Annotated in this window: 23 protein-coding genes and 1 other RNA gene; 17 read left to right on the top strand and 7 right to left on the bottom strand. The window is 56.6% G+C overall.

Annotation, left to right across the window (positions count from 1 at the left end; all coding sequences use genetic code 11):
* The first annotated feature begins 58 nt into the window (after nt 1-58).
* The 5 genes from RGU70_RS16560 to RGU70_RS16535 all read left to right on the top strand — a co-directional run bounded on the left by RGU70_RS16560 (nt 59) and on the right by RGU70_RS16535 (nt 5,730).
* A complete protein-coding gene (locus tag RGU70_RS16560) occupies nt 59-610 on the top strand; it encodes a thiamine pyrophosphate-binding protein (RefSeq protein ID WP_322210476.1) in 552 nt (183 codons plus the stop codon).
* Nucleotides 607-1,212, top strand: a complete 606-nt coding sequence (locus RGU70_RS16555) for a thiamine pyrophosphate-dependent enzyme (protein ID WP_322210475.1) — start codon at nt 607-609, stop codon at nt 1,210-1,212. Before RGU70_RS16560 ends, RGU70_RS16555 begins: the two co-directional genes overlap by 4 nt.
* A 491-nt stretch (nt 1,213-1,703) precedes the next feature.
* Nucleotides 1,704-2,849 carry a hypothetical protein gene (locus RGU70_RS16550; protein ID WP_322210474.1) on the top strand — a complete coding sequence of 382 codons (1,146 nt, stop codon included), beginning with the start codon at nt 1,704-1,706 and terminating at the stop codon, nt 2,847-2,849.
* Between the two features lie 632 nt (nt 2,850-3,481).
* The gene (locus RGU70_RS16540) at nt 3,482-4,819 is read left to right on the top strand and encodes an MFS transporter (protein WP_322210473.1); all 1,338 of its coding nucleotides are present in this window, start codon (nt 3,482-3,484) and stop codon (nt 4,817-4,819) included.
* A gap of 80 nt (nt 4,820-4,899) precedes the next feature.
* A complete protein-coding gene (locus tag RGU70_RS16535) occupies nt 4,900-5,730 on the top strand; it encodes a 1,6-dihydroxycyclohexa-2,4-diene-1-carboxylate dehydrogenase (RefSeq protein ID WP_322210472.1) in 831 nt (276 codons plus the stop codon).
* A 93-nt stretch (nt 5,731-5,823) separates the two neighbouring features.
* Here the strand turns inward: RGU70_RS16535 and RGU70_RS16530 are convergent, their stop codons facing one another.
* On the bottom strand, nt 5,824-5,934 hold the full coding sequence (locus RGU70_RS16530; protein WP_322210838.1) for a hypothetical protein: 111 nt from the start codon (nt 5,932-5,934) through the stop codon (nt 5,824-5,826).
* Between the two features lie 4 nt (nt 5,935-5,938).
* Here RGU70_RS16530 and RGU70_RS16525 point away from each other — a divergent pair, with 4 nt between their 5' ends.
* The 6 genes from RGU70_RS16525 (at nt 5,939) to RGU70_RS16500 (ending at nt 12,015) form a co-directional block, all read left to right on the top strand.
* On the top strand, nt 5,939-6,580 hold the full coding sequence (locus RGU70_RS16525; protein ID WP_322210471.1) for an acyl carrier protein: 642 nt from the start codon (nt 5,939-5,941) through the stop codon (nt 6,578-6,580).
* 15 nt (nt 6,581-6,595) lie between these two features.
* Nucleotides 6,596-7,441, top strand: coding sequence for a thioesterase domain-containing protein (locus tag RGU70_RS16520; protein ID WP_322210470.1), 846 nt, complete (start codon nt 6,596-6,598; stop codon nt 7,439-7,441).
* Nucleotides 7,438-8,202, top strand: a complete 765-nt coding sequence (locus RGU70_RS16515; protein ID WP_322210469.1) for a thioesterase II family protein — start codon at nt 7,438-7,440, stop codon at nt 8,200-8,202. Before RGU70_RS16520 ends, RGU70_RS16515 begins: the two co-directional genes overlap by 4 nt.
* 49 nt (nt 8,203-8,251) lie before the next feature.
* Nucleotides 8,252-10,075: an ABC transporter ATP-binding protein gene (locus tag RGU70_RS16510; RefSeq protein WP_322210468.1), complete on the top strand. Its 1,824-nt coding sequence runs from the start codon at nt 8,252-8,254 to the stop codon at nt 10,073-10,075.
* 92 nt (nt 10,076-10,167) lie between these two features.
* The gene (gene rsgA / locus RGU70_RS16505; protein ID WP_322210467.1) at nt 10,168-11,214 is read left to right on the top strand and encodes a ribosome small subunit-dependent GTPase A; all 1,047 of its coding nucleotides are present in this window, start codon (nt 10,168-10,170) and stop codon (nt 11,212-11,214) included.
* Between the two features lie 9 nt (nt 11,215-11,223).
* Entirely contained in the window at nt 11,224-12,015 is a 792-nt protein-coding gene (locus tag RGU70_RS16500) for a cation:proton antiporter (protein WP_322210466.1), read from the top strand.
* A gap of 4 nt (nt 12,016-12,019) precedes the next feature.
* Here RGU70_RS16500 and RGU70_RS16495 read toward each other — a convergent pair whose 3' ends face one another.
* Entirely contained in the window at nt 12,020-12,589 is a 570-nt protein-coding gene (locus RGU70_RS16495; protein WP_322210465.1) for a recombinase family protein, read from the bottom strand.
* Nucleotides 12,590-12,738: 149 nt separating this feature from the next.
* On the opposite strand from RGU70_RS16495, the gene RGU70_RS16490 reads away from it, so the two are divergent.
* The 3 genes from RGU70_RS16490 to RGU70_RS16480 are packed head-to-tail and all read left to right on the top strand — an operon-like array spanning nt 12,739 to nt 15,088.
* Nucleotides 12,739-13,224, top strand: a complete 486-nt coding sequence (locus RGU70_RS16490; RefSeq protein WP_322210464.1) for a DUF2924 domain-containing protein — start codon at nt 12,739-12,741, stop codon at nt 13,222-13,224.
* Nucleotides 13,221-14,645, top strand: a complete 1,425-nt coding sequence (locus RGU70_RS16485) for a recombinase family protein (RefSeq protein ID WP_322207407.1) — start codon at nt 13,221-13,223, stop codon at nt 14,643-14,645. The genes RGU70_RS16490 and RGU70_RS16485 overlap by 4 nt, the downstream gene beginning before the upstream one ends.
* Entirely contained in the window at nt 14,642-15,088 is a 447-nt protein-coding gene (locus tag RGU70_RS16480; RefSeq protein WP_322207406.1) for a LacI family transcriptional regulator, read from the top strand. The genes RGU70_RS16485 and RGU70_RS16480 overlap by 4 nt, the downstream gene beginning before the upstream one ends.
* 11 nt (nt 15,089-15,099) lie before the next feature.
* On the opposite strand, the gene RGU70_RS16475 is transcribed toward RGU70_RS16480, so the two are convergent.
* The 5 genes from RGU70_RS16475 to ompA all read right to left on the bottom strand — a co-directional run bounded on the left by RGU70_RS16475 (nt 15,100) and on the right by ompA (nt 18,426).
* Complete coding sequence (locus RGU70_RS16475) at nt 15,100-15,330, bottom strand: SymE family type I addiction module toxin (protein WP_322207405.1); 231 nt, start codon at nt 15,328-15,330, stop codon at nt 15,100-15,102.
* Nucleotides 15,331-15,857: 527 nt separating this feature from the next.
* Nucleotides 15,858-16,220, bottom strand: a transfer-messenger RNA (tmRNA) gene (ssrA, locus tag RGU70_RS16470).
* Between the two features lie 55 nt (nt 16,221-16,275).
* A complete protein-coding gene (locus RGU70_RS16465) occupies nt 16,276-16,935 on the bottom strand; it encodes an HAD-IA family hydrolase (RefSeq protein ID WP_322210463.1) in 660 nt (219 codons plus the stop codon).
* A gap of 46 nt (nt 16,936-16,981) precedes the next feature.
* Nucleotides 16,982-17,677 (bottom strand): bifunctional 2-polyprenyl-6-hydroxyphenol methylase/3-demethylubiquinol 3-O-methyltransferase UbiG, encoded by a 696-nt coding sequence (gene ubiG, locus RGU70_RS16460; RefSeq protein WP_322210462.1) that lies wholly within the window; start codon nt 17,675-17,677, stop codon nt 16,982-16,984.
* Nucleotides 17,678-17,793: 116 nt separating this feature from the next.
* Complete coding sequence (gene ompA / locus RGU70_RS16455; protein ID WP_322210461.1) at nt 17,794-18,426, bottom strand: outer membrane protein OmpA; 633 nt, start codon at nt 18,424-18,426, stop codon at nt 17,794-17,796.
* Between the two features lie 445 nt (nt 18,427-18,871).
* Here ompA and gyrA point away from each other — a divergent pair, with 445 nt between their 5' ends.
* The 3 genes from gyrA to pheA all read left to right on the top strand — a co-directional run bounded on the left by gyrA (nt 18,872) and on the right by pheA (nt 23,947).
* The gene (gyrA, locus tag RGU70_RS16450; protein WP_322210460.1) at nt 18,872-21,538 is read left to right on the top strand and encodes a DNA gyrase subunit A; all 2,667 of its coding nucleotides are present in this window, start codon (nt 18,872-18,874) and stop codon (nt 21,536-21,538) included.
* Nucleotides 21,539-21,642: 104 nt separating this feature from the next.
* On the top strand, nt 21,643-22,728 hold the full coding sequence (gene serC, locus RGU70_RS16445) for a 3-phosphoserine/phosphohydroxythreonine transaminase (RefSeq protein WP_322210459.1): 1,086 nt from the start codon (nt 21,643-21,645) through the stop codon (nt 22,726-22,728).
* 145 nt (nt 22,729-22,873) lie between these two features.
* Nucleotides 22,874-23,947, top strand: coding sequence for a prephenate dehydratase (gene pheA / locus RGU70_RS16440; RefSeq protein ID WP_322210458.1), 1,074 nt, complete (start codon nt 22,874-22,876; stop codon nt 23,945-23,947).
* The last annotated feature ends 84 nt before the right edge of the window (nt 23,948-24,031 follow it).

The raw sequence follows: 24,031 nt of genomic DNA, 5'->3' as shown, positions 1-24,031 counted from the left end.
CGCTTTTGGTGCGCCCTACTATACCTCCTCAAGCTCATCGATCGGGGAATTTCATTTTATGAACAGTTCTGGCACTACATCAACGGAAGCACAGCCCGCTTGGCGCGAGGCTATTTTTTCCATTCTCAAAGAGGGCGGCGTGCGCCAGGTGGCATATGTGCCTGATGCCGGCCATTCGCACGTCATCAATCGTGTGCATGCCGATCCAGACATGCGTGGCATCGTGCTGACTACGGAAGAAGAGGGCGTGGCAACGGTTTGTGGCGCATGGCTGGGCGGTCAGCGCGCTGCACTGCTGATGCAAAGCAGTGGCGTGGGCAACTGCATCAATATGTTTTCGCTGATTTCAAATTGCCGTTTCCCATTTTTTGCCATCGTCACCATGCGCGGGGAATGGGCTGAATTCAACCAGTGGCAATCGCCGATGGGCAAGGCGACGCAAGCTGCCATCGAACTGATGGGCATCACCGTCTTGCGCGCGGATCGCCCGGAAGAAGTTGAGTCCACTGTGTCCGCTGGTTTTGATGCGGCCTTCGAAGGTGGAGAATCGGTGGTCGTGCTGTTGGGCCAGCGCCTGATCGGTAAAAAGAAATGGGAAGGTCAAAAATGAAGCATCCTGAAAATACCCGCAAAAGCGCTAACATCGACCGCCGCGACTTTGTCAAAAACCTAATCGCAGCCTGCCCGGGCGCACTGGTGGTGACTGGTTTGGGTTCCGCATCCTATGACGTGTTTGCCGCCGGTGACCGCCCTGAAAACTTTTACCTCTGGGGTGCCATGGGCGGTGCCGCCGCCGTTGGTTTGGGCATCGCCCTTGCGCAACCGACCAAAACGGTCCTGGTTATTACCGGCGACGGGGAGCAACTAATGGGTCTCGGGGTACTGGCCACTATCGGTGCGCAACATCCTTCCAACCTGAATGTGATCGTGATCGACAACGGTCACTTTGGCGAAACCGGCATGCAGCGCAGCCACACCAGTCTGGGAACCGATATGGCTGCCGTGGCACGCGGCTGTGGCATTGAAAATGTTGTTGCGGTCTGCCAGCCGGGCGATCTGACAGCATTGGCTATTCTCATCAATAAACGTGAGGGTTCTCTGTTGGCGCAAGTATTCGTGCATGCTGAGGAGCTGCCGCGAGCGCTACCTCCTCGTGACGGGGTATTTGTTAAGAATCGCTTTCGCGCTGCGTTGGGTTTCACACCCATGTGATACCGGTGGCATCTCGTAAACCCGCATCGACGAGCTAAACTCACTGACAAACTCCCGATTTTGAATAAACCTCCACTTTAAATTACGGGCTTCCCTCGTATTAAGTAGTGACGCGTGGATGAAAGATGGCGTCGTTCCATTATTGGTGGTTAATATCGTGCACAGAACTTAGTCAATCAGGCCATGTCATCCACGGCTGATTGATTCAATAGTATTCAGTTATCCGGAAATGGAGTGATGCTGGTTGAATTCTTGAATAGACGCCCGCGACATCGCGTAGCTGATTGATAGTGGGTTAGCCATCGCGCATGGCGAGGGTAGAGCCCGTCGCTATTTCGGAGCAGGTATCTCATATTGAATTGGGTGCATTTGGAAAATTTCTACCGCAGTTTCTACACCTTTAATAACGACGATCCATTACGAAGAAAATCACAGGTTTCATCTATATTTGGGTTCCTACCTTCGGTTATTCTGAAAGATGCAAACTGATCATGGCTAATTCATCCAAGCTTCGTGTAATGCTTTCCAGTAAATGTCGCGACAATTTTCCAACTGGAGAGAGTACGACATTAACGGATATCCGGATTGCTTTGAAAAAGGAGATTCAAAGCATGGAGATTGCAGGTAAAAAAGCATTTGATGTGTGGATTAATGAAGACGCGCCTCCAGCGGGAGGTTCTTTGGATTCCTGGGATGTTTGCATTCAAGCGGTAAAAGATTGCGATATCCTTCTCGTCATCAGCAATGGTTCCGCGGGGCGGGTTAAAAGCGCTGGGGATATCGGGATATGCCACGCGGAGATGGTGACGGGTCTTTCCATTGCTCCTGCCAAGGTTAGACTGATTGCTCTCGAAAAAATAGCGATAACGGAGGATGCGGAAGGAATCTGTAATAAAAAATTTCAGGAAGAATTGGGCAAGCAAAATCTTTTTCGTGGCGGCAGTGTAGCAACTGTAAAGGAGCTTAAGGCACGGGTCAAAGAGGCGTTGCATGACTGTGTTGTTGCGCTTGCGCAGGCCGGAGTTCGAGATGCAGCAAAGGGCAAGTTCCACAGCGGAGCCGCGCTTGAATGGTCGCGCCTCGATTTTGGTTCCCGACAAAAAGAGATGATTGGAGTCCTCAGAAATGCGCTTCTAGCCCGCACCGGCTCCGTCGATGATGTAGGAAAACTCATCATTAAAATGGATGAACGTGATCTCCTCGTGGAGTTGCACGCGATTCCTGCTGCTCTGACGGTTGGACCTGCGAGGGAACTGGTTGGTCAGCCATTTCTTAGAGATCACCAACTGGCGGATAGTCTTAATGTGGAACGCGGAGGCCCTCTCCACATTATTGCTTGTCAGAAAACAGCGACTGAGAGCCAGGCCGCCAAATTACTCGGTTTTCCTGACGCGACCTTAGTGGCAGCACCTTTTGGCATATTCGTAGCGGATCCAATTCAGAAAGTACAGTTTGCATTCCTCAACAACTGTCGTGACGAGGCAAATACCCGGCATGGTCTTCAACGGTTTATGGAATGGCTCAGTCAGACTGGGGAAGACAAGCAGCTTGCTGATCGTGCTCAACTACGCGCTAGCATCGTTCGAGCAATTGCAAACGTGAATCCTCCTCGTTTACGTAAAGGCCTGTCGGCGTGAGTCGGGTCAGGATCATCTGCTTAGCGTTAATAATATTCGCTTCACCTGCAGCGGGCCAAATATAGTCGAGAGGTTCGGGCTAACAATGGTGTGTTAAGCATCATTTGAGTCACCCGAAGCCCTATTCATATAGGGCAAAAAGATACTTAATATTCACTTCGGTTTTACGCAGGCGTTCGTCAAGTCCACCGATTACCTACTTTAAAATCGGACTGGAGAGTACTTGATGAAGATGACCTGCTCCCCCAATTTAGTCAGAAATCGACATAAAGTTTGCGGTTAAAAAATTTTCTGGAAATTTGTTCGATGCCATGCCGCACTGAACCGAAGTCGCACGGGTTCGCCGTGCGAAAGCGATTTACCCCTTTGCGCACTGCACGCCGCTTCATTTCAAGCGCAACGGACGGTCGCATGAGTCCTCCCTTGCCTAAACTCATTGCAATGGCAAGGGATCGAAAATTGCAAGGTCTTGATTTTGTGTGCCGCACTGGTTGGCCCGGCAGTCTTGTCGAAAACCTGCTTGGATTATACCCAGTAGGTATGCGGCAGATCATAAACAGTATTGGACGTTCCTCACTTGCCAAACCTACTATTCAGTCTCCATTACATACTAATAAATTCAAAGAGACGATATGGCTAAAATTCATTCTATTCCCTCCCTCATTGATAAGGCGCAATTAACGCCGCTTCAATGGCGTATTTTCACTTTATGCTTTCTGGTGGCCATTTTCGATGGTTTCGATACCCAGGCGATTGCCTTTACAGGACCGTCTATCATCCAAGCCTTCGGCCTTGGTGCCGGTGCACTGGCACCGATATTGACAGCAGGTATTGCCGGAATGGTAATGGGCGCGATGACGCTCGGCTTGTTGGGCGATAAATTCGGCAGAAGGCCTGCGCTATTGAGTGCGGTGGCGTTATTCGCTTTCGCGTCTCTGGCTACCGCTTTTGCGCAGAGCACGGATCAGATACTGATACTGCGTTTCATCGCTGGTTTGGGCATGGGCGGTGCAACGCCAGTGGTGCTTTCTCTGGCTGCTGAATATGGTCCTGCCCGCAAGCGCGGAACCATTATGACCACAGTACTTTTAGGCTTGCCGGCGGGGGCCATTTTGGGGGGATTGCTAGCAGCAAAAATGTTGCCAGTCATCGGTTGGCAGGGCATTTTTGCAGTCGGCGGTGCGGTGCCGCTGCTCTTGTTGTTAGCTCTCGTGTTTATGCTGCCTGAGTCACTGCAATTCATGGCACGGCGCAACGCATCAGGCGATAGGGAAAAAATTGCACGCATCCTGACTAGCATCACGCAAACGCCGATTTCACAGGACTCCCAGTATAGCGTGCCCGAAAAGGATATAAAGACCCGCGTGTCGTCCTTGTTTGCGGAGGGTTTGGCACGGAATACGGTGGCTATTTGGACGATTTACCTGTTTAACTGGGTCGCATGGTTTATGTTCCTTTCGTGGTTGCCGACGGTGCTTAAAGCGACTGGATTGCCTGCTGCACAGGCACCCATGGGAACCGTGGCAGTGAACGCGGTATTCGTCATCTGCGCGATTCCGCTGGCAAGCATCCTGCCTAAAGTTAATACGCGCATGCTGTTATTGTGCCTGTTTTTGCTAGGGATTGTGATTAGCGCGGGACTTGCCAATAGTGGCACTAACTGGACGCTAGTCTTCATTCTCGCAGGTGCTGCTGGCTTGGGTATCGGCGGCCAACAGATTGTATTGAACTACATGGTGGCAGAAACCTATCCGACTGCGTTGCGCGCCACTGCCACCGGCTGGGCCATTGCCGCCGGCCGTGTCGGGGCCATTGTCGGCTCGGCTAGCGGTGGCTGGTTTCTGGAACATGGGGGTCCTTCTGGTTATTACATGGCACTCATCGGACCGTTGCTCATTGCTGCTGCTAGCCTTGCCATCATTCGCCCGCGATCACAGAACGTAGATAGTGAATTACTCCCTGCGCATTAAATCCCGCATGTTCAGGCCACTAAGTCATGGGTAATAGGGTGGGTAATTCAGCTTATCCGTCTTTTTGAATGAATACGATTATGCAAAACCAACAGCATCAACCGGGACAAAAAGTCGGAACGACACGGCACACACTGCGTTTCGACGGCCAGATCGCGATCGTCACAGGAGCGGGCCAGGGTGTGGGGCGGGCGACGGCATTGCGACTTGCTAATGAGGGAGCGCAATTGGTTCTCGTAGATCGTGCGGCCGACCCATGCAACGAAGTGAAGGCCGAGATCGAAAATGCCGGTGGGGTAGCGCTGGCCTTGAACTTGGACATGGAACATCACGATGGAGCCAAGGAAATGGTGCGACAAGCAATTGCTCGCTTCGGCCGTATTGATGTTTCGGTACACAATGTGGGTGGCACTATTTGGGCTAAGCCGTTTTGGGAATATTCTGCTGAAGAAATGACCAGTGAAATTGCCCGATCTCTCTGGCCAACGCTTTGGAGTTGCCGCGAAGTGATCCCAGTCATGCGCGCGCAACAGCACGGCGCGATTGTCAATGTCGGATCAATCGCCACCAGGGGAGTGCATCGAGTACCGTATTCTGCCTCTAAAGGCGGTGTACACGCAGCCACTGTTTGCATGGCCATGGAACTGGGTGAGTCCGGTGTGCGTATCAATTGTGTTTCTCCCGGTGCGCTGGACAATGGTGTGCGCGTCACGCCACGTAATTCTGACAACCTCTCTCTTCAGGAAAAACAATGGATGGACGTGGTCTACACGCAGAGCATGCGCGACACGCCAATGAACCGGCTCGGCAGCGCTGAGGAAATCGCAGCAGCCATCTGCTTTTATGCCGCACCAGAAGCCTCTTATATAACTGGGCAAATCATGTATGTAGCCGGTGGTGGGATTGGCTAAGGTGCAGTAGTAGTCGCGATCCGATCTGACAGTCACCCGATTTAAAGTGTGCAGTTCCCATTCAGGGCGAAAGACGATTACATTAAATGCCCATCACTTGAGTTCGTACCAGACACCACGCCCACTTCCCTGCTGATTGAAATGACCGCGCGCGACCAAATTCCGAAAATGCTGCTTCAAGGTATTGCGGTTGGCGCCGGTCAGCCTGATGGCGTCACCGATCGTGATCCGTCCGTGTTCTCGTGCAGATTCGACGATCTACAACGACAGTTCCGGCAAAGCCGCCAACACGATTTTTCCCCGTTCTACCTTTTTCTCCAATCGCCGAACCTGCTCTGCCAGAGATCGCAGAAAAAACACCACCCATGGTTGGCAGTCGGAGGGTAATCCCCCCCCCATTGTTAAGCCTTTACTTTTTTGTGGGGGGATTACCGCGGCGGACGATGTGCAGTGCTTCCGTCAAGCGATGGGCGCATTGTGGAGCCTCGGTTACGGGATCGATCCGGCACGCATCTGGCGCACTCCCGCCGGCGCCCGCCAGGCGCCGCTGCCGGCCTATCAGTTCGAGCAGATGGTGTGCTGGCTTCCCTTGCCGCAGCGTGTCGTTGCTGCGCCCACGGCGAGCGCCACAGCAAGTCCGCAAGCGCAGCCGGCAGTCAGCGATGCGGCCTGGGCCAGCGCGGCAGAAGGCCGGGTCGCACAGGCCTTCCATGACATTCTGGGGAATACCGGAATGGACGTGTCCGAAAGCTTCTTCGATGCCGGCGGCAACAGTCTGTCGGCGCTGCGTCTGGCCAGCATGCTGAACACGGCGTTCAAGATGGAATTGCCGCTGGCGGTGTTGTATTAGCATGCGTCGATCCGCTTGCTCGCCGACTATATTGACGCGCATCGCGGTCAATACCGTGCGATTGTTGACTTGAATAACGCGCAGGGTAAAGAGCGCCTGTTTATGTTCCATCCGGACATAGGTGGTTGCGAGGTATACACGGATTTGGCCAGGAGTTTGCGCGCTGAATTTCATTGCTACGGTGTGGATTCATTTAATTTAAATCATGACAATAAAATTGCGGACTTGCGCGAATTGTCAGCATATTATCTCGCTCGTATAGACGAGTTGGCCGCATCGAATCCGGACGCCACCGTACGTTTGCTGGGCTGGTCGCTGGGCGGCACCATCGCCATGGAGGTGGCGGCGCAGCTGGAGCAGCGCGGCAGCAGGAATATCCAGCTGATCCTGCTCGACACCATCGTCGACGATCACTATCTGTCGCAGTTGAAGAGCGATCCGGCCTATGTCGCCGGACTGGAGGCGGATTACCTGATGTTCCTGGAGAGCCAGCAGTATCCTGCGACCCACATCCGGCGCAGCTTGCCGAACATCGCGCTGGCGGTGAAATTCGAGGCGGCCAAACTGTCGCGTGTGCTCGAACATGCCGAGGTCATTCTGTTCAAGGCGATGGAGGTCGATGCCGAACTGGCTGCGGGCAGTCTGACGCAGTTGTTTGGCCATGCCACCGCGGTCGCGGCGAGCAATGTCGAGACGCTGCTGCAGTCGCCTGCAACACAATTGCAGGTGATCAATCTCGATGCTTGCCATCACAACGATATATTGGATGACGTCGATTTGATCAGAGGACTGCTGCTGGACCTGCTTGAAAAAGGGTGCGCATCGGCTCAGGCCTGCGTGCTGAAGGAGGCGGCGCAATGAATCGCGAGAAATGGTTTAATCCCCAGCGCCACAACCCTGCCGCCAGGCTCAATCTGTTCTGCTTTCACCATGCCGGCGGGGCGGCCTCTTTCTACCGGACCTGGCCGGCCGCGCTGTCCACGCAGGTGCAGCTGATTCCGGTGCAGATGCCGGGCCGGGAGACGCGCCATGGCGAGGCGTTCGCGCCCAGCCTGGAGGCGATGGTGAGCGAGTTATTGCAATACAGAGCCGTGTTCGCCGACAAGCCCTACGCGATGTTCGGGCATAGCCTGGGCGCCTTGTTTGCTTTCGAGTTGGCCAGGGCACTGGCCGGGCGCGAGGGCCTGGCACCGCGTTTTCTGGTCGCGTCCGGCCACGGCGCGCCGCGCCGCCGGCCGGCCCGGGAGCAGTTGCACCTGCTGCCCGATGCCGCCTTCATCGCCAGGATGCGCGAGAAGTATGGCGGCATCAGCGACGAGGTCATGAGTAGCCCTGAATTGTTGCAGTTTCTGCTGCCGCGTTTCCGGGCCGACATCGGCATCGCCGAGCAGCATGTCAGCCGCGAGGGCGCGCCGGTGCGTTTTCCGGTGGTGGCGCTGCATGGACGCGGCGATACCTCGGTGTTGACCGACGACCTGGTCGGCTGGCAAAACGAAGCGCAGGCCAGGGTCAGGATCCATGAGTTCGAAGGCGACCATTTTTTCATTGAATCGAGCGAGCGCCAGGTGATCGGCGTGCTCAACAAATTGCTGGCCGATCAGTTATGGGCGCTGGCGACATAGGCACCGTAGTACCGAAGGCATTCTTTATTTTTTTATCTCAGGAAAAAACATGCTTAATCGTTTAATCAAATTGTTCCAGTTCGTTCGCACCTGCCTGTGGAGTGGAAGCGACAACATCAGTAAGCTGCTGCTGGCTCTTGGACTGGACGTGCTCAGTTCGCTCATCAAGGTCGGCGGTCCCATCCTGCTGGTGCGCCATTTGCTGGACGCTGGCGCCGCCGCGCCGATTCAGCTGAGCCTGGAGACGGCCGCCGCCATCGCCGCCATCTTCATCGCGGTCAATCTGTTGCCGATCGCGCGCGGCTATCTGCTCGCTTCGGTGCGATCCGATACCCAGACCTCGCTGCTGGAAAATTTACTGCGCAACACCTATGGCATGAAGCTCGACGAGCACATCTCCTCGCCAACGGGCAAGTTCCCGCAACTGCTGACGGCGGTCTACGCCAATGTGGAAAAAGTGGTGCCGACCCTGCATGGCGAACTGGTGCCGGCGGTGCTGGACCTGAGCGCGATCTTCATCGGCCTGTTCTACATCCATCCGCTGACCGGCCTGATCGCCGTGGTCGCGCTGTGCCTGTACGTCGCCTCGGCCTCGTTCAATGCGGCGCACATGGGTGATGCCAGCAAGAATCGTCTGGCGGCCGCCTATGGCGCCTACGGCGGCCTGCTGGCGGCGATCGGCCGCTACCGCGTCGCCCACCAGTTCGGCAACGTCGAGTACGAAGTCGGCAAGGCGCGCGAAGTGCTGAGCGTGCAGAAGAACGCTTTCCAGATCCTGCACCGCACGGAAGTGCTGTGCGGTTTCCGCAATAATCTGATCGCCATCCTGGCCGTGGCCGGCATCAGCGCGTATGCGATGCTGGGCTGGCAGTCGGGCGCGCTGGCGCCGCAGGACGCGATGCTGGCAGCCCTGTTCGCGACCACCATGAACGGCCCGCTGCGCGCGCTGGGCAAGAGCCTGGAGCAAGTCTATGTCGACTCGATCGAGTGCGAGAAGATCATCGACTTCACCAATGCCCAGTCCGGCCTGGACCAGCGCGCCAACGCGCGCGACTTCCAGACCAAGGCAGCGCCGAGCATCGAGTTCCGCAATGTGTCCTTCTCCTATGAATCGAACAAGGACAAGAAAACCCTGGACGGCGTCAGCTTCCAGATCCGTTCCGGCCAGACCGTGGCGGTGGTGGGTGAGAGCGGCGCCGGCAAGTCGACCCTGGTCAATCTGCTGCTGCGCTACTACGTGCAGAGCGCCGGTGAAATCCTGGTCAACGGCACCGATGTGCGCGAACTGACGGCCGATTCGCTGCGCGCCGAATTCTCGGTGGTGGCGCAGAACGCCGATCTGTTCCAGGGCTCGATCGCCGACAACATCGCCTACGGCAACTGGGGTGCCGACCGCGCCGCGATCGAAAGCGCCGCGCGTTCGGGCGGCCTGGACGAGTGGCTGGACAATTCGGAGCGCACGCTCGATGAACAGGTCGGCAGCAGCGGCGACAAGATGTCCGGCGGCCAGAGACAGCGCGTCGCGCTGGCGCGCGCGCTGCTCAAGAACGGCGGTGTGTTCCTGCTCGACGAGGCCACCTCGGCGCTGGACGTGGGCACCGAGAAGGAAATCCTGGACCGGGTCGACGAACTCACCGCCAGCAAGACCGTACTCGTCATCACCCACCGCATCACCAATATCGTCAACGCCGACTGGATCGTCTACCTGCGTGAAGGCCGCGTGGCCGAGCAGGGCAGTTTCTTCGACCTGCTGGCGCTCAAGGGCGCGTTCTATCAGCAGCTCCAGGTCGAATGCGAAAAGCTCGGCGTCAGCATCGCCGATCTCGACGGGAACCTAAAAGCCAAGCTGGCGGCACTGGAGCCGGCCGCCTGAGGGCGGGCCGCGCTGTGTATTTTTTGAGTGAGATGGCCGCCCGCCTGGCGTAACAGGCGGGCGGCCAAGGCAGATTTATTCGTGGAGTCACTATGTATTCATCTTTGAAAAAATTCGGCTGGTCCAACATCTTCTTCCAGCAGCTGTCCTTCGACGAAATCTGCGCCGAGGAGACGCTGGAGCGTATCTTCCGCATCACGGCGATCCACCGCAACCGGGTCGAGGCCATGGGCGCCCATGGCGAAAGCTCGATCATCTGCACAGCGGAGTTCCAGCCGGTCAGCCAGCATCTGGCGGTGGGCGACTGGGTCATGGCCGAGCCTGCCAACGAGCACCACCGCCTGCAGCGCATTTTCGAGCCGAAGAACCGGGTGCGGCGCGTCTCGAATGGCTTGCCGCAGGTGATCGCGGCCAATCTCGACTATTTGTGGATCGTCACCAGCGCCAACGATGAATTCAATGTGAAGCGGCTCGAGCGCTATCTGGCGCTGGCCTATGAGTTCGACATCACCCCGGTGGTGATCCTGACCAAGACCGATATCTGCGACGATATCGCGCATTTCCTGGGCCAGCTCGACGGCCTGGGCGCCGAAAATGTGCATCCGCTCAGCGTCAACACCCCCGGTTCGCTCGATGTGCTGTCGGCCTATATGAACGAGGGCAGCACCATCGCGCTGATGGGCTCTTCCGGGGTGGGCAAATCGACGCTGATCAACACCCTGTTCCACACCGCGCTGGCGACCCGAGAAATCCGCGAAGAGGATGCCCATGGTAAGCACACCACCACGCACCGCGAGCTGTTCTTCTGCGACAACGGCGCGGCCATCATCGACACGCCCGGCATGCGCGAGTTGCAGCTCTACGATGCCGAGCAGGGCATCGAACGGGTCTTCCATTCCATCGTGGAACTGAGCACGCAATGCCGCTACAACGACTGCACCCACGCCGACGGGCCTGGCTGTGCGATCCAGGCCGCGATTGCCGAGCAGCGCATCTCGCAGGCCCACTTCGACAATTACCGCAAGCTGTTGAAGGAGGAAGCGTCGCAGACGCGGCGTGCCGAAGGGGCACACGTGGTCAAGCAGTACTACCGCGACTACTTCAAGAAAGTTCATAGCGGAAACAAGGACCAGTGGTAAGGGGCCGCCATGTGGATTATTCAGCTGTGCATCATCATCCTGACGGCGGGCCTGTGCGGCGCCTTCGCCAAGCGCATTGGCCAGAGCCGGGTGGTGGGCGAGATCGCCGCCGGCCTGCTGCTGGGTCCGTCGATCCTGGGGGCGGTGGGCGGTGACTACTACGGCGCCGTGTTTTCCAGTTCGGTGGCGCCCATCATGTCCAAGCTTGGCGAGCTGGGCCTTGTGCTGCTGATGTTCCAGCTCGGCCTGCACCTGGACCTGAAAGTCTTGCGCGAGCAGGACAATATGCGCGTGCCGGTGGCGGTGGCGCTGATGGGGATAGCTGTCCCGTTCACCATCGGCTGCGGCATCGCCTGGCTGTCGCTGCCGGTGCTGGCGATCGATGTGCCGGCGCTGGCCTATGTGCTGTTTTGCGGCGTCACCTTGTCGATTTCGGCCGTGCCCGTGATGGCCCGCATCGTGGTCGACCTGGGCATGACGGGGACTGGAACGGCGGCCATCGCGCTGACGGCGGCGACGCTGACCGACGCGCTCGGGTGGCTGATGCTGGCCATGATCGCCGCGCTGACGGCCGGCGTGCTGGCCTGGCATGACATCTTGTGCAATGTTGTGCTGCTGTGCGTGTTCGCGGCCGTCTCGCTGCTGGTGCTGCAGCCCATATGGACCAGCCTGTTCCGGCGCGCACGCGGTCCGGCCGGCATCGCGCGGCTGCTGCCGCCGGTGTTCTGCTATGTGCTGATCTCGTCCTGGATCACCGCCGAAATTGGGGAGAACAGGGGAAACGGAAAAAAAGTACGTTAAGCCTCTATGACTGCTTTTCTGGCCTATTTCGGTCCAATAGCCGAGCAATGGTGGACGGATGGACATTGAAGAGTCGAGCAGCGTCAGCAGCCGTTTTTTGACTGGAATCGACCAAGTGAAGGATTTCTTTTTGTTGTCTTGGCGTGAGCTTGGGTCTGCGACCGCCGATGCGGCCTTCCTCACGGGCGGTCAACAAGCCGTTGCGAGTACGCTCGCGCAGCATGGCACGCTCGAACTCTGCAAACGTACCAACGATTTGCATCATCATTCGTCCTGCCGGTGAAGTCGTGTCGATGGCTTCGGTCATGCTGAGGAAACCAGCCCCCGCCAGCTCGATTTTCTCCATCAGTGACAGCACGTCTTTGAGCGAGCGCGACAGACGATCGAGCTTCCAGACCACCAGCACGGCATCTTTGCGCAACTGATCGAGTAGGCGGCTCAATTCGGGACGGGCCCAGCGGCCCGCAGATGCTTTTTCTTCAAATATCCTTCTGCATCCCGCTGCATGCAACGCGGTAATCTGTGCCGCGTTGTCTTGGTCCTGGGTGGAGGCTCGGGCATAACCTATTCGCATGATCTGGTCTTTTCCTTACTCATCTTCAGTCTCGGTCGGGCCGAGTCGATTCCCCAGCCGCGCCTTCGATAACGTCACCGCTTCATGTAGCTTTTGTTCCAGCAATTGCCGGGACGGCAAGCCTTACAGGTGAAAAAAATGGAGAGTCAATGAAAGTATCTGCCGTCCCCTCAGGTGTCATAGGCCGTATCGCCCGCTTACCCGACACCCCCTTCGATGAACTTAAAGCCCTGTGGCAGCAATTGTTCGCCGTCCCGCTGCCCACACATAATCGTCAATATCTGGAACGGCGCATCGCCTACCGGATACAGGCGCTCGATTTCGCGCAACGTGATCCGGCGCTTCTGGCGCAGAACAAGGCGCGCCTTGATGCCTTACTGGAACGCACCAAACCCAAACCCAAAGCCAAAGCAGGCCGAGGCGAATCGCCTACGCTCGCCCCCGGCACCATGCTGATTCGCGAATTCGCCGGTGCGACGCACCGGGTCCTGGTTCTGCCGGACGGCCAGTTCGACTATCTCGGCAAAAGCTACCGCAGCCTGACCGCCATCGCCAACGACATCAGCGGCACCCGCTGGTCGGGTCCCGCATTTTTTGGTCTACGGGACAAAGTGCGGAAGGGCAGTAAAAAATGAGCGGCCCCGAAGGCAGCACAAAAAAACGTCAGCGATGCGCCGTCTACACCCGCAAATCGAGCGAAGAAGGCCTCGATCAGGAGTACAACTCCATCGACGCGCAAAGGGACGCCGGTCACGCCTACATCGCCAGCCAGCGCGCTGAAGGCTGGATACCGGTGGGCGAGGATTACGACGACCCGGCTTTCTCGGGAGGAAATATGGAGCGGCCCGGACTGCAGCGCTTGATGCGCGACATCGAAGCGGGACAAGTCGACATCGTCGTCGTTTATAAGATTGATCGCCTGACCCGCAGCCTCACTGACTTCTCCCGAATGGTGGAGGTCTTTGAACGGCAGGGCGTTTCCTTCGTTTCCGTTACTCAGCAATTCAATACCACCACCTCCATGGGGCGGCTGATGTTGAACGTCCTGCTGTCCTTTGCGCAGTTTGAAAGGGAAGTCACCGGCGAACGGATTCGCGACAAAATCGCCGCCAGCAAGCGCAAGGGGAAATGGGTGGGCGGCATGCCGGCGCTCGGCTATGACGTCGTTGAGCGGAAACTCGTCATCAACCGCAACGAAGCAGACCTCGTGCGTCGGCTGTTTCATGACTATCCCCGGGTCGGCTCGACGACGATGCTGATTCAGCAATTGCGGCACGAAGGCGTGACCACTAAATCGTGGATCGCGCAGTCAGGCAATCAACGCACAGGCAAACTGATTGATAAAAGTGCACTGTATAAAATTCTGAATAATCCGCTGTACCTCGGGCAGATTCAGCATAAAGGAGAGGTCTACCCCGGGGAGCATGAAGCGCTAATTACTCAAGCGCAGTGGGATCGGGTTCAGACCGCCTTGGCCGCTCATCCTCGCGGTGTGCAAAAAGGACAGACGCGTCCAACATTGAACCCTCGCCCAGCCTTGCTTCAGGGATTAATTTTTACCCGCGACGGCCGGGCAATGACGCCGCACTCCAGCAAAGGCAAGGGCGGTCGACGTTATCGTTACTACCTCTCGACACGCGATGCCAAAGAAGGACATGGTGCCTCCGATGTCAAAATGCTGCCGGCGGCAGAAATCGAAGCCGTCGTCATGGCGCAACTGCGCGGCATTCTGCGCTCGGCTGACATCGTCACGCAAGTCTGGCGCGAGATCCGCAGCCAACAAGCAAACACTACTTCCAGTGCCAGCACCAATGCCACCGCCGGCTTCAACGAAATGCAAGTCGCCGTCGCGCTCAATCGGATTGATCTGATCTGGGAGCAGCTTTTTCCGCTCGAACAACAGCGCATCGTGCGGCTTCTGATCGAGAGAATCATCGTCTCGCCCAACGAGCTGCAAGTGAAACTGCATCCCAATGGTATTGACCATCTGGCGCTGGATGTGATGCGCGCACCGGATACTCCCGGCTGTCCAATAAATAAAGAGAATTTCGCATGAGACCGACCACCTTAGCCCTTACCGGCGAACCGCTCTTGCTGCGCAGTGCCGACGGAGCCGTGACCGTCTCGATACCAATCCGGATTCAACGCTACAGCGGCCGCTGCCAGATCATTGTGCCGCCGGGAATCACCTCCGCGCCAGACGAGGACCCAGTCCCGACAGCCTTGCAGAGCGCCTTGGCACGAGGGCATCGCTGGCTGCGGCAGATCGACAGCGGCGCATTCAGCAACCTCAGGGCCATCGTCGAAAAAGAAAAGCTCGATCCCAGTTACATCAGCCGGATGGTCAACCTGACTACGCTGGCTCCCGATATTGTTGCCGCGATTCTCGATGAAACTCTGCCCGAGTCGGTCTCGCTGTTCGATCTGGCGGTGAACACGCCTTTATCGTGGGAAGAGCAGCGCGCCAAAATCGCTCTGGTGCTTAAAAAAACGAATTAATCCACCGCTCATTAATCCACTGTTAATACCAGACATCCCACCATCACCCGAATGCGCACCGGCGTGCGAATGGCGAATCCCGCCTGCTCCAGCCATTTCCCCTGAATGCGTATCCACGGTACTGCCTGCATGACGCGTTTCCCCGGGTCCCGAATTGGCTGGCCTGGCGCATAGCCTATGGAAGATACCGTGATGTGGCGCTCTGGCCGGATCACGATGGCGGGGCCTTGCTGGTTTGACATATCCTTCTTTCTAGCCACGATGAGCTCCGTTTTAGTTGATGGTGGTTAGCTGGCAGGGGATGTTCGTGCATTCCATGCCAGCGTCTCTTCCGACTTTCGCTGCGCTGACAGCATAAAGACCGATGCCGGGACTAGGGAAGTCATTTCTCCGCGACCGCGCCGTATATCCCGCTTCTTTTTTACAGAGTTGCTCGGCTATCGCCTGATTGCGGATGAATGCCTGCCTGCTGCGCAGACTTGACGCAAGTCTTTCTGTCTCCGTTGATCAGATGGTAGGCAATTGCTGAAACAAAAATGCGAAAATTGGATTCGCGTAAGTGATTGATTTTAAAGGGAGAGTGCCTTGCGGACTTGGACTTCGCAAGTCCACAAGAAACAGAGAAAAGAGGGCGAGAGAGAACGGAAACGGCAGAAAACCGGGCATGCAGCCGGGTGCGAAGTCCGCAAGAAAAAATGAAAAGCCCCGCCAGACGTGGTGTTTGGCGGGGCTTGTCGAAATGCGAAGAGAATATCTTCGCAGGGTGTGATGGTGGAGGCGGCGGGAATCGAACCCGCGTCCGCAAGTACTCTACAGACAGTTCTACATACTTAGCGCTATCATTTGATTTAGCCCGAACGACGCGGACGCGCACGCTGCGGTCAGGCGAGTCACCTAAATTTAACCTTTGACCAAGTAACCCGGCCAAAAGCGATTCCCTGTAAATGACTCTACTGCTGTTTTACCAGCCCACCCCAGGGAAGAAGTGGTGTAGAGCTAACCGGTTATTAAGCGGCTAGTGCGTACGATTTATCGTTTGCAGTTAGATCTGTTCCGATTGTATTTACGAGGTAGTCGGTCCTCGGTATGCCCTGCGCTGCTTTGCAACCCACGTCGAAACCAGGTCGCCCCCTACATCCCTATTATAGCAGCATGATCACCTGTTCCCATTGCTGGACTGTTTTGGCTCAGGATCTGAGCAAGTCAAGTAATTGCAGAGGGGTATGAATCAATTCATCTGCCCCCCAGGTTGTCGGCGCGGCATCCCCGCAATAACCCCAGGCGGCAGCGATGGTGGGCATGCCTGCGGCGCGGCCGGCTTGGATGTCGCGCAAATCGTCGCCGACATACCAGCATTCTTGTGGTGCTAATTGCAATCGGGCGGCAGCTTCAAGAAGCGGTGCAGGGTGCGGTTTTGAATGGGGGGTGGTGTCGCCGGAGATAATGCAGCCAGCATGTCCTAAGCCGAGGAGGGGGGCCAGCGGGTCCGTGAAACGCGCTGCTTTGTTGGTGACAATGCCCCACGCAAGGCCACGCTGTTCTAGCTGGACTAATAAATCAGCAACCCCGTCGAACAAGCGGCTGTCGATGACCAGCCCGGTCTCATACCTGTTCAGAAAATCGATACGCATGGCTTCGTATTCCGGTGCCTCGGGGGTGATGCCGAAAGCAGCCGCTAGAAGCCCCCGGGCACCAGATGAAGCGACAGGTCGTAGGTTTTCATAAGGCGTCGGGGACAGTCCGCGTGCGAGGCGCATTTGGTTGACTGCTCCGGCGAGGTCGGGGGCAGTGTCGGCGAGCGTGCCGTCGAGGTCGAACAAAATGGCGCGGGGTTGTGGCAGCTTCATAGAGGGGGCATCGCCTGAGGACTAAAGGTGGGGTACATGAAAACTATCAGGCGGCTTTGCTGCATGCCATCAGGTAATTGACGCTAGTGTCCTGATTCAGCGAGTAGATGCGTGTGAGCGGGTTGTAAGACATGCCTTTTACACTGTCGACAGTCAGGCCGGCTTGACGTGCAAACTGCGCAAGCTCTGCTGGTGTGATGAATTTTGCGTAGTCATGCGTGCCTTTGGGGAGCATGCGCAGAATATATTCTGCCCCGATTATGGCAAGCAGATAGGACTTGGGATTGCGATTCAGCGTGGAAAAGAAAATCTTGCCGCCCGGTTTGGCAAGGGTGGCGCATGCCTGAACGACCGCAGCGGGATTCGGGACATGTTCCAGCATTTCCATGCAAGTGATGATATCGGCAGTGCCGGGTTCGCGTGCGGCGAGTTCTTCTGCGGCAATTTTTTCGTAACGGACGTTCATGCCAGATTCCAGGCTGTGCAAGTCAGCTACTTTGAGTGCTTTTTCAGACAAATCTATGCCGGTGACATTGGCGTTCTTTTTTGCCATGGATTCGGCCAGTATGCCGCCGCCGCATCCGATATCAATGACAGTTTTTCCGGCAAGCGGTGTGCGCGCATCGATCCACCCTAGTCGTAGCGGATTGATTTCATGGAGAGGACGAAACTCGGAGGTGGGGTCCCACCAGCGGTGGGCGAGGTCGTTGAATTTTTTTACTTCGGCGGGGTCAGCATTCATCTCCGAATGATAGCCTGAAAGCGATATTGGCGCTGCTGCGGGACTTCATTCAGACGTAAAAAAACCCCGCCGAAGCGGGGTTTTTCGTGAAGCCGAATTCGTACAACTGAATTCGATTACTTGTTGCGTGTACCAACAACTTCGATTTCTACGCGACGGTTCTTTGCGCGGCCAGCTGCAGACTTGTTGTCGGCGACTGGTTGGGCTTTGCCCTTGCCTTCAGTGTAGACGCGGTTAGCTTCGACACCCTTGCTGACCAGATAAGCCTTGACTGCTTCAGCGCGACGCACTGACAGTTTTTGGTTATAGGCAACAGAACCGACCGAGTCAGTATGACCGACGGCGATGATAACTTCCAGGTTCAAACCCTTCAGATTAGCAACCAGCTCATCCAGCTTCGATTTGCCAGCTGGCTTCAGGACAGCTTTGTCAAAGTCAAAAAACGCATCAGCTGCGTAAGTAACTTTTTCCGAAGTTGGCGCTGCGGCCACTGCGGCTGCCGGAGCTGCTGTAGTGGCTGTTGGTGCTTGAGCAATTTCGCCATCGCAACCTGGTACGGAGTCAGCTGGAGTCCAGTAACCATCATGCCAGCAAAGATTGCCACCGCTGCGGGTGATAACGCCACGGCCATCTTGCAAATAGGCGCTGGTAGGCGTTTTTGCTTTGATGTCCTGAACTGCTTGTGCGGAAGCAGAAAATGCGGCAACAGCTGCGGACGCAGCGAAGACGAGTTGTGCTAATTTGTTCATGTTTCTCCTCTGGAGGTGAGATATCCGCAGATAAACTGCGCACCAAAATATACGACATCAGAAAATGGATAATACCATATGGTTCAGGTCGTTACATTTGAAGCCATATTGCATGGTTCGCTTGTAAAGAACTTAACCTATATTCTGCCACATGCCGGGAGGTAAAAGCGCCGCTTGCCGTCTGGATTCAGTAGGCTTTGTTAGTGCGTTGTATTTTAACAACATCCTGTGCTGCGAAAATCGCCTTCGAAAAATTTCCTAAAAACGAGCTCTTTGAAATCACTTTCCTTCGATATCTCGGGTGGGGCGGGCCCGGGCCTTGGCGGTAAACGCCGGATAGCGCCTCCCGACGTGCTAAAATCGGCGGTTTGAAACTTCGCTTTCCGTCTATCGGGAGACGCAATTTCTTTCCACTAACGCAAGAGTCACATACCTTTCGGATCGCATGGATCAATTCGCTAAAGAAACCATCCCTATTTCCCTCGAAGAAGAGATGCGCAAGAGTTACCTCGACTACGCCATGAGCGTGATTGTCGGGCGCGCCCTGCCAGATGTGCGCGACGGCCTCAAGCCTGTGCATCGACGGGTTCTGTTTGCGATGCACGAGATGAACAACTTCTGGAACCGGCCCTTCGTCAAGTGCGCCCGCGTAGTCGGCGAAGTAATGGGTAAATTTCACCCCCACGGCGATGCCTCCATTTACGACACCCTGGTTCGCATGGCGCAGGACTTTTCCTTGCGCTATACATTAGTAGACGGACAAGGTAACTTCGGCTCAATCGACGGCGACGGCGCTGCCGCGATGCGCTATACCGAGTGCCGGCTCGACAAGATCGCCAGCGAGTTGCTCGCTGACATCGACAAGGAAACCGTCGATTTCGTCCCGAACTACGACGGCAAGGAAAAAGAACCGTCGGTCCTGCCGACGCGCATTCCTAATCTGCTGATCAATGGCTCCTCCGGGATTGCCGTCGGGATGGCTACCAATATCCCCCCGCACAACATCACGGAAGTGATTAACGGCGCGCTACACGTCCTGCGCAATGCCGATTGCACAATCGATGACCTGATCGAAATCATTCCCGCGCCGGACTTTCCGACGGGCGGCATCATTTACGGCATCACTGGCGTGCGCGACGGTTATCGCACCGGTCGTGGCCGGGTGGTCATGCGGGCGCAGACCCATTTCGAAGAGTACGGCAAAGAAAACCGCATAGCGATCATCGTTGACGAACTGCCTTACCAGGTCAACAAGAAAGCCCTGCTGGAACGCATCGCTGAACTGGTGCGCGACAAAAAACTGGAAGGCATTTCCGATCTGCGCGATGAGTCGGATAAATCCGGCATGCGCGTCGTCATCGAACTCAAGCGCGGCGAAGTGCCTGAAGTCGTACTCAATAATCTGTACAAGCAGACACAACTGCAAGACACGTTCGGCATGAACATGGTGGCGCTGGTGGACGGTCAGCCAAAACTGCTGAACCTGAAGCAAATGCTGGAATGCTTCCTGTCGCATCGTCGTGAAGTTGTCACGCGCCGCACCGTATTCGAACTGCGCAAAGCACGCGAACGCGGCCATGTACTAGAAGGACTGGCCGTCGCGCTGGCCAATATCGACGATTTCATCGCCATTATCCGTGCGGCTCCAACGCCGCCGGTCGCCAAAGCCGAACTGATGTCACGGGCCTGGGACTCCTCTGTCGTGCGCGAAATGCTGGCACGTACCGGCGCCGACAGCACCGGCGGTATCCAGGCGTTCCGCCCTGAAAACCTGCCTGTGCATTACGGTATCCAGCCAGATGGTTTGTACAAACTGTCGGACGATCAGGCGCAGGAAATCTTGCAGATGCGTTTGCAACGCCTGACCGGACTGGAACAGGACAAAATCGTCAACGAATATGGCGACGTCATGGCCGTGATCGCCGACCTGCTGGATATTCTGTCCAAGCCGGAACGCGTGACCATCATCATTACCGAAGAACTGACCGCTGCCGTGAACGACTACGGCACCGGCGCCAAGGATGTCAGACGTTCGCGTATCGAACTCAATGCCACCGATCTCGGCACCGAAGACCTGATTACCCCGCAGGATATGGTCGTGACCCTGTCGCATACCGGCTATATGAAATCGCAGCCGGTTTCCGAATATCGCGCGCAAAAACGCGGCGGTCGCGGCAAACAGGCGATGGCGACCAAGGAAGACGACTGGATCGACCAGCTATTCGTCGGCAATACGCATGACTACATCCTGTGCTTCTCCGATCGCGGTCGTTTGTACTGGCTGAAGATATGGGAAGTGCCGCAAGGTTCGCGCAATTCACGCGGCAAGCCTATCGTCAACATGTTCCCGCTGCAGGATGGCGAAAAAATCACGGTGATCCTGCCGCTGTCGGGTGAAAACCGCACCTTCCCTGAAGATCGCTATGTCTTCATGTCGACCAGCCTGGGTACCGTCAAGAAAACACCGCTGTCCGATTTCAGTAATCCGCGCAAGGCCGGCATCATTGCGGTCGATCTGGATGAGGGCGATTTCCTGATCGGCGCAGCATTGACCGATGGTCAGCATGACGTAATGCTGTTTTCCGATTCCGGCAAGGCAGTGCGCTTCGATGAAAACGATGTACGCCCCATGGGCCGTACCGCACGCGGCGTACGCGGCATGAATCTGGAAGAAGGACGTCACGTCATTGCCTTGCTGGTCGCTGAAAATGAACAGCAATCGGTGCTGACCGCCACGGAAAACGGTTACGGCAAACGTACGCCGATTACCGAATACACCCGTCATGGCCGCGGCACCAAGGGCATGATCGCCATCCAGACCAGCGAACGCAACGGCAAAGTCGTCGCCGCTACGCTGGTCGAGGAAAGTGATGAAATCATGCTGATCACCACTGGTGGCGTTCTGATTCGCACCCGGGTCTCCGAAATCCGCGAAATGGGTCGCGCCACGCAAGGCGTCACGCTCATTGCCGTGGAAGATGGCACTCGTTTGCGCGGCTTGCAGCGCGTCATGGAAAGTGATGCCGAAGAGAAGACGGAAGATCAGACTGACGACCCAACCGACGACGCCGATGTCGCCGGCAGCACCGACAGCAAAGACCCTGCCGAATAAGAACGGCTCCGGCAGATCGCGCTGGCTCATGCGAGTCAGCGCGATCATTTTTTGATCGCCTTTTTTCGGTCACTTGATAATTTGTCCGCTACTTCAATGACGCTATGATCTACAACTTTTCCGCAGGACCCGCAGTACTGCCCAAAGAAGTATTGCAGCAAGCCGCCGATGAAATGCTGGACTGGCATGGCAGCGGCATGTCCGTGATGGAAATGAGTCATCGCGGCAAGGAGTTCTCCAGCATCATCCATGCTGCCCGCGACGATCTGCGCGAGTTGCTGGCCATCCCCTCGAATTACAAAATCCTGTTCATGCAAGGCGGCGGTCTCGCAGAAAATGCGATTGTGCCGATGAATCTGATCGGTCGCGCCGGCACCAAACCGGTCGCCGATTTTGTCGTGACCGGTTCCTGGTCGGCCAAATCGTATAAAGAAGCCCAGCGCTACGGCGAAGCGCATCTTGCCGCCACTTCGGCAGCGGATAAATTCCGCGACATTCCCGATCCCGCCAACTGGCAATTGACGCCGAATGCCGCCTATCTGCACATCTGCACCAACGAAACCATCGACGGCGTCGAGTACACGTCCCCACCCGATGTCGGCAACGCCACGCTGGTGGCCGACATGTCGTCGCACATCCTGTCACGGGAGATCGACGTCTCACGTTACGGCGTCATTTTTGGCGGCGCGCAAAAAAATATCGGCCCTGCCGGATTAACGCTGGTCGTGGTGCGCGAGGATTTGCTCGGACACGCCTTGTCGTGCTGCCCCTCCGCTTTCGACTGGAAAATCGTGGCCGACAACGAATCGATGTACAACACACCGCCGACCTATGCGATTTATATCGCCGGACTGGTGTTCCAGTGGCTCAAAAAGCAGGGCGGTGTGGCGGCGATGGAAGCACGCAATATCGCCAAGGCAGAGCTGCTCTATGGCTATCTGGATAGCACCGACTTTTATGCAAACCGTATCGCCCCTCATTGCCGGTCAAGAATGAACGTGCCCTTTTTCCTGCGCGATGAAAACCTGAATCAGGAGTTTCTGACTGGCGCGGCAGAACACGGTCTCTTGCAGCTCAAGGGCCACAAATCGGTCGGCGGCATGCGCGCCTCGATTTACAACGCTATGCCGCTGGAAGGCGTACAGGCGCTGGTCGCGTATCTGAAAGAATTCGAAGCAAAACACGGCTGATATAGTGGCGTAAGTCATTGCAGGACAAGGGGGGGGCATCACTCCGGGCCAACACCCCGACCCCTATCCTGGCAGCAACGCCGGCCAAGCCGTCACCCTCCCTGCGTTTGATGGTGCGCCAGAACAAAGACGAAACGATAAAACAATGAGCGAAGACAAACTCCTGCCCTTGCGTCAAAAGATCGACGCCATCGATGCCCAGCTGCTGGATCTGCTGAACCAGCGCGCCCTGCTTGCGCAAGAAGTGGGTCATGTCAAAGCGGAAACCAATGCGCCGGTATTCCGCCCCGAACGCGAGTCGCAAGTACTGCGCAAAGCCGCCGAACGCAATCCCGGCCCCTTGCTCGGCGCGGATATCCAAACCATTTTCCGCGAAGTCATGTCGGCTTGCCGGGCGCTCGAAAAGCGCGTGACCGTCGCCTATCTCGGCCCCACCGGCACTTTCACCGAGCAGGCTGTTTATCGGCAATTCGGCCATGCGGTCGAAGGTTTGCCCTGCGCCTCGATTGATGAAGTATTCCGTGATGCCGAAGCCGGCACCGCCGATTTCGGCGTAGTGCCGATAGAAAATTCCTCCGAAGGCGTGATCAACCGCACGCTCGATCTGTTGCTGCAAACCACGCTGTGTATCAGCGGTGAAATCGCCATTCCCATTCACCACAGTCTGATGACGCGACAAGGCGACATGCAAGGCGTGACCCGCATTTGCGCCCATTCGCAAGCGCTGGCGCAGTGCAATGCCTGGCTCAACCAGAATTATCCGGCGATCGAACGGCACGCCGTTGCTTCGAATGCCGAAGCAGCACGGATGGCCGCCGCGGATGGCAGCATCGCCGCCATAGCTGGCGAGATCGCGGTGCAAAAGTATCAGTTACAGATTGTCAGCGCCAACATCCAGGACGATCCCCACAACCGCACGCGCTTCGCCGTTATTGGCCGTTTGCATACCGGCCCCTCCGGTCGGGATCAGACTTCCATCGTGCTGTCGGTACCGAATAAAGCCGGCGCAGTCTACGACCTGCTGGCGCCGCTGGCCCGGCATGGCGTATCGATGACGCGTTTCGAATCGCGTCCGGCGCGCATGGGTTCCTGGGAATACTATTTTTACGTTGATCTCGAAGGCCATGAGCAAGACCTCAAGGTTGCTGCCGCCCTGACTGAGCTCAAGGACAAAGCCGCCTTTTTCAAGCTGCTGGGATCGTATCCGCTGGCCCTGTAATTGTCTGCGATATCGCCAGTGACGGCTTAATGGTGCGTGCCGGGTCGGGCGTGTACATTTTCAAACGTATTTCGAAATGCATTT

Origin of the sequence: Herbaspirillum sp. RTI4 (assembly GCF_034313965.1) — a bacterium.
GTDB lineage: Bacteria > Pseudomonadota > Gammaproteobacteria > Burkholderiales > Burkholderiaceae_D > Herbaspirillum.
Note: the sequence above shows the minus strand (reverse complement) of the source record. Positions and strands in the feature narration are given on the sequence as shown.

Bases quoted from the DNA above. Each gene is read 5' to 3' on its own strand.
- RGU70_RS16560 (WP_322210476.1), top strand. From the start codon at position 59: ATGAACAGTTCTGGCACTACATCAACGGAAGCACAGCCCGCTTGGCGC.
- RGU70_RS16555 (WP_322210475.1), top strand. From the start codon at position 607: ATGAAGCATCCTGAAAATACCCGCAAAAGCGCTAACATCGACCGCCGC.
- RGU70_RS16550 (WP_322210474.1), top strand. From the start codon at position 1,704: ATGGCTAATTCATCCAAGCTTCGTGTAATGCTTTCCAGTAAATGTCGC.
- RGU70_RS16540 (WP_322210473.1), top strand. From the start codon at position 3,482: ATGGCTAAAATTCATTCTATTCCCTCCCTCATTGATAAGGCGCAATTA.
- RGU70_RS16535 (WP_322210472.1), top strand. From the start codon at position 4,900: ATGCAAAACCAACAGCATCAACCGGGACAAAAAGTCGGAACGACACGG.
- RGU70_RS16525 (WP_322210471.1), top strand. From the start codon at position 5,939: ATGGCGTCACCGATCGTGATCCGTCCGTGTTCTCGTGCAGATTCGACG.
- RGU70_RS16515 (WP_322210469.1), top strand. From the start codon at position 7,438: ATGAATCGCGAGAAATGGTTTAATCCCCAGCGCCACAACCCTGCCGCC.
- RGU70_RS16510 (WP_322210468.1), top strand. From the start codon at position 8,252: ATGCTTAATCGTTTAATCAAATTGTTCCAGTTCGTTCGCACCTGCCTG.
- rsgA (WP_322210467.1), top strand. From the start codon at position 10,168: ATGTATTCATCTTTGAAAAAATTCGGCTGGTCCAACATCTTCTTCCAG.
- RGU70_RS16500 (WP_322210466.1), top strand. From the start codon at position 11,224: ATGTGGATTATTCAGCTGTGCATCATCATCCTGACGGCGGGCCTGTGC.
- RGU70_RS16495 (WP_322210465.1), bottom strand. From the start codon at position 12,589: ATGCGAATAGGTTATGCCCGAGCCTCCACCCAGGACCAAGACAACGCG.
- RGU70_RS16490 (WP_322210464.1), top strand. From the start codon at position 12,739: ATGAAAGTATCTGCCGTCCCCTCAGGTGTCATAGGCCGTATCGCCCGC.
- RGU70_RS16485 (WP_322207407.1), top strand. From the start codon at position 13,221: ATGAGCGGCCCCGAAGGCAGCACAAAAAAACGTCAGCGATGCGCCGTC.
- RGU70_RS16480 (WP_322207406.1), top strand. From the start codon at position 14,642: ATGAGACCGACCACCTTAGCCCTTACCGGCGAACCGCTCTTGCTGCGC.
- RGU70_RS16475 (WP_322207405.1), bottom strand. From the start codon at position 15,330: ATGTCAAACCAGCAAGGCCCCGCCATCGTGATCCGGCCAGAGCGCCAC.
- RGU70_RS16465 (WP_322210463.1), bottom strand. From the start codon at position 16,935: ATGAAGCTGCCACAACCCCGCGCCATTTTGTTCGACCTCGACGGCACG.
- ubiG (WP_322210462.1), bottom strand. From the start codon at position 17,677: ATGAATGCTGACCCCGCCGAAGTAAAAAAATTCAACGACCTCGCCCAC.
- ompA (WP_322210461.1), bottom strand. From the start codon at position 18,426: ATGAACAAATTAGCACAACTCGTCTTCGCTGCGTCCGCAGCTGTTGCC.
- gyrA (WP_322210460.1), top strand. From the start codon at position 18,872: ATGGATCAATTCGCTAAAGAAACCATCCCTATTTCCCTCGAAGAAGAG.
- serC (WP_322210459.1), top strand. From the start codon at position 21,643: ATGATCTACAACTTTTCCGCAGGACCCGCAGTACTGCCCAAAGAAGTA.
- pheA (WP_322210458.1), top strand. From the start codon at position 22,874: ATGAGCGAAGACAAACTCCTGCCCTTGCGTCAAAAGATCGACGCCATC.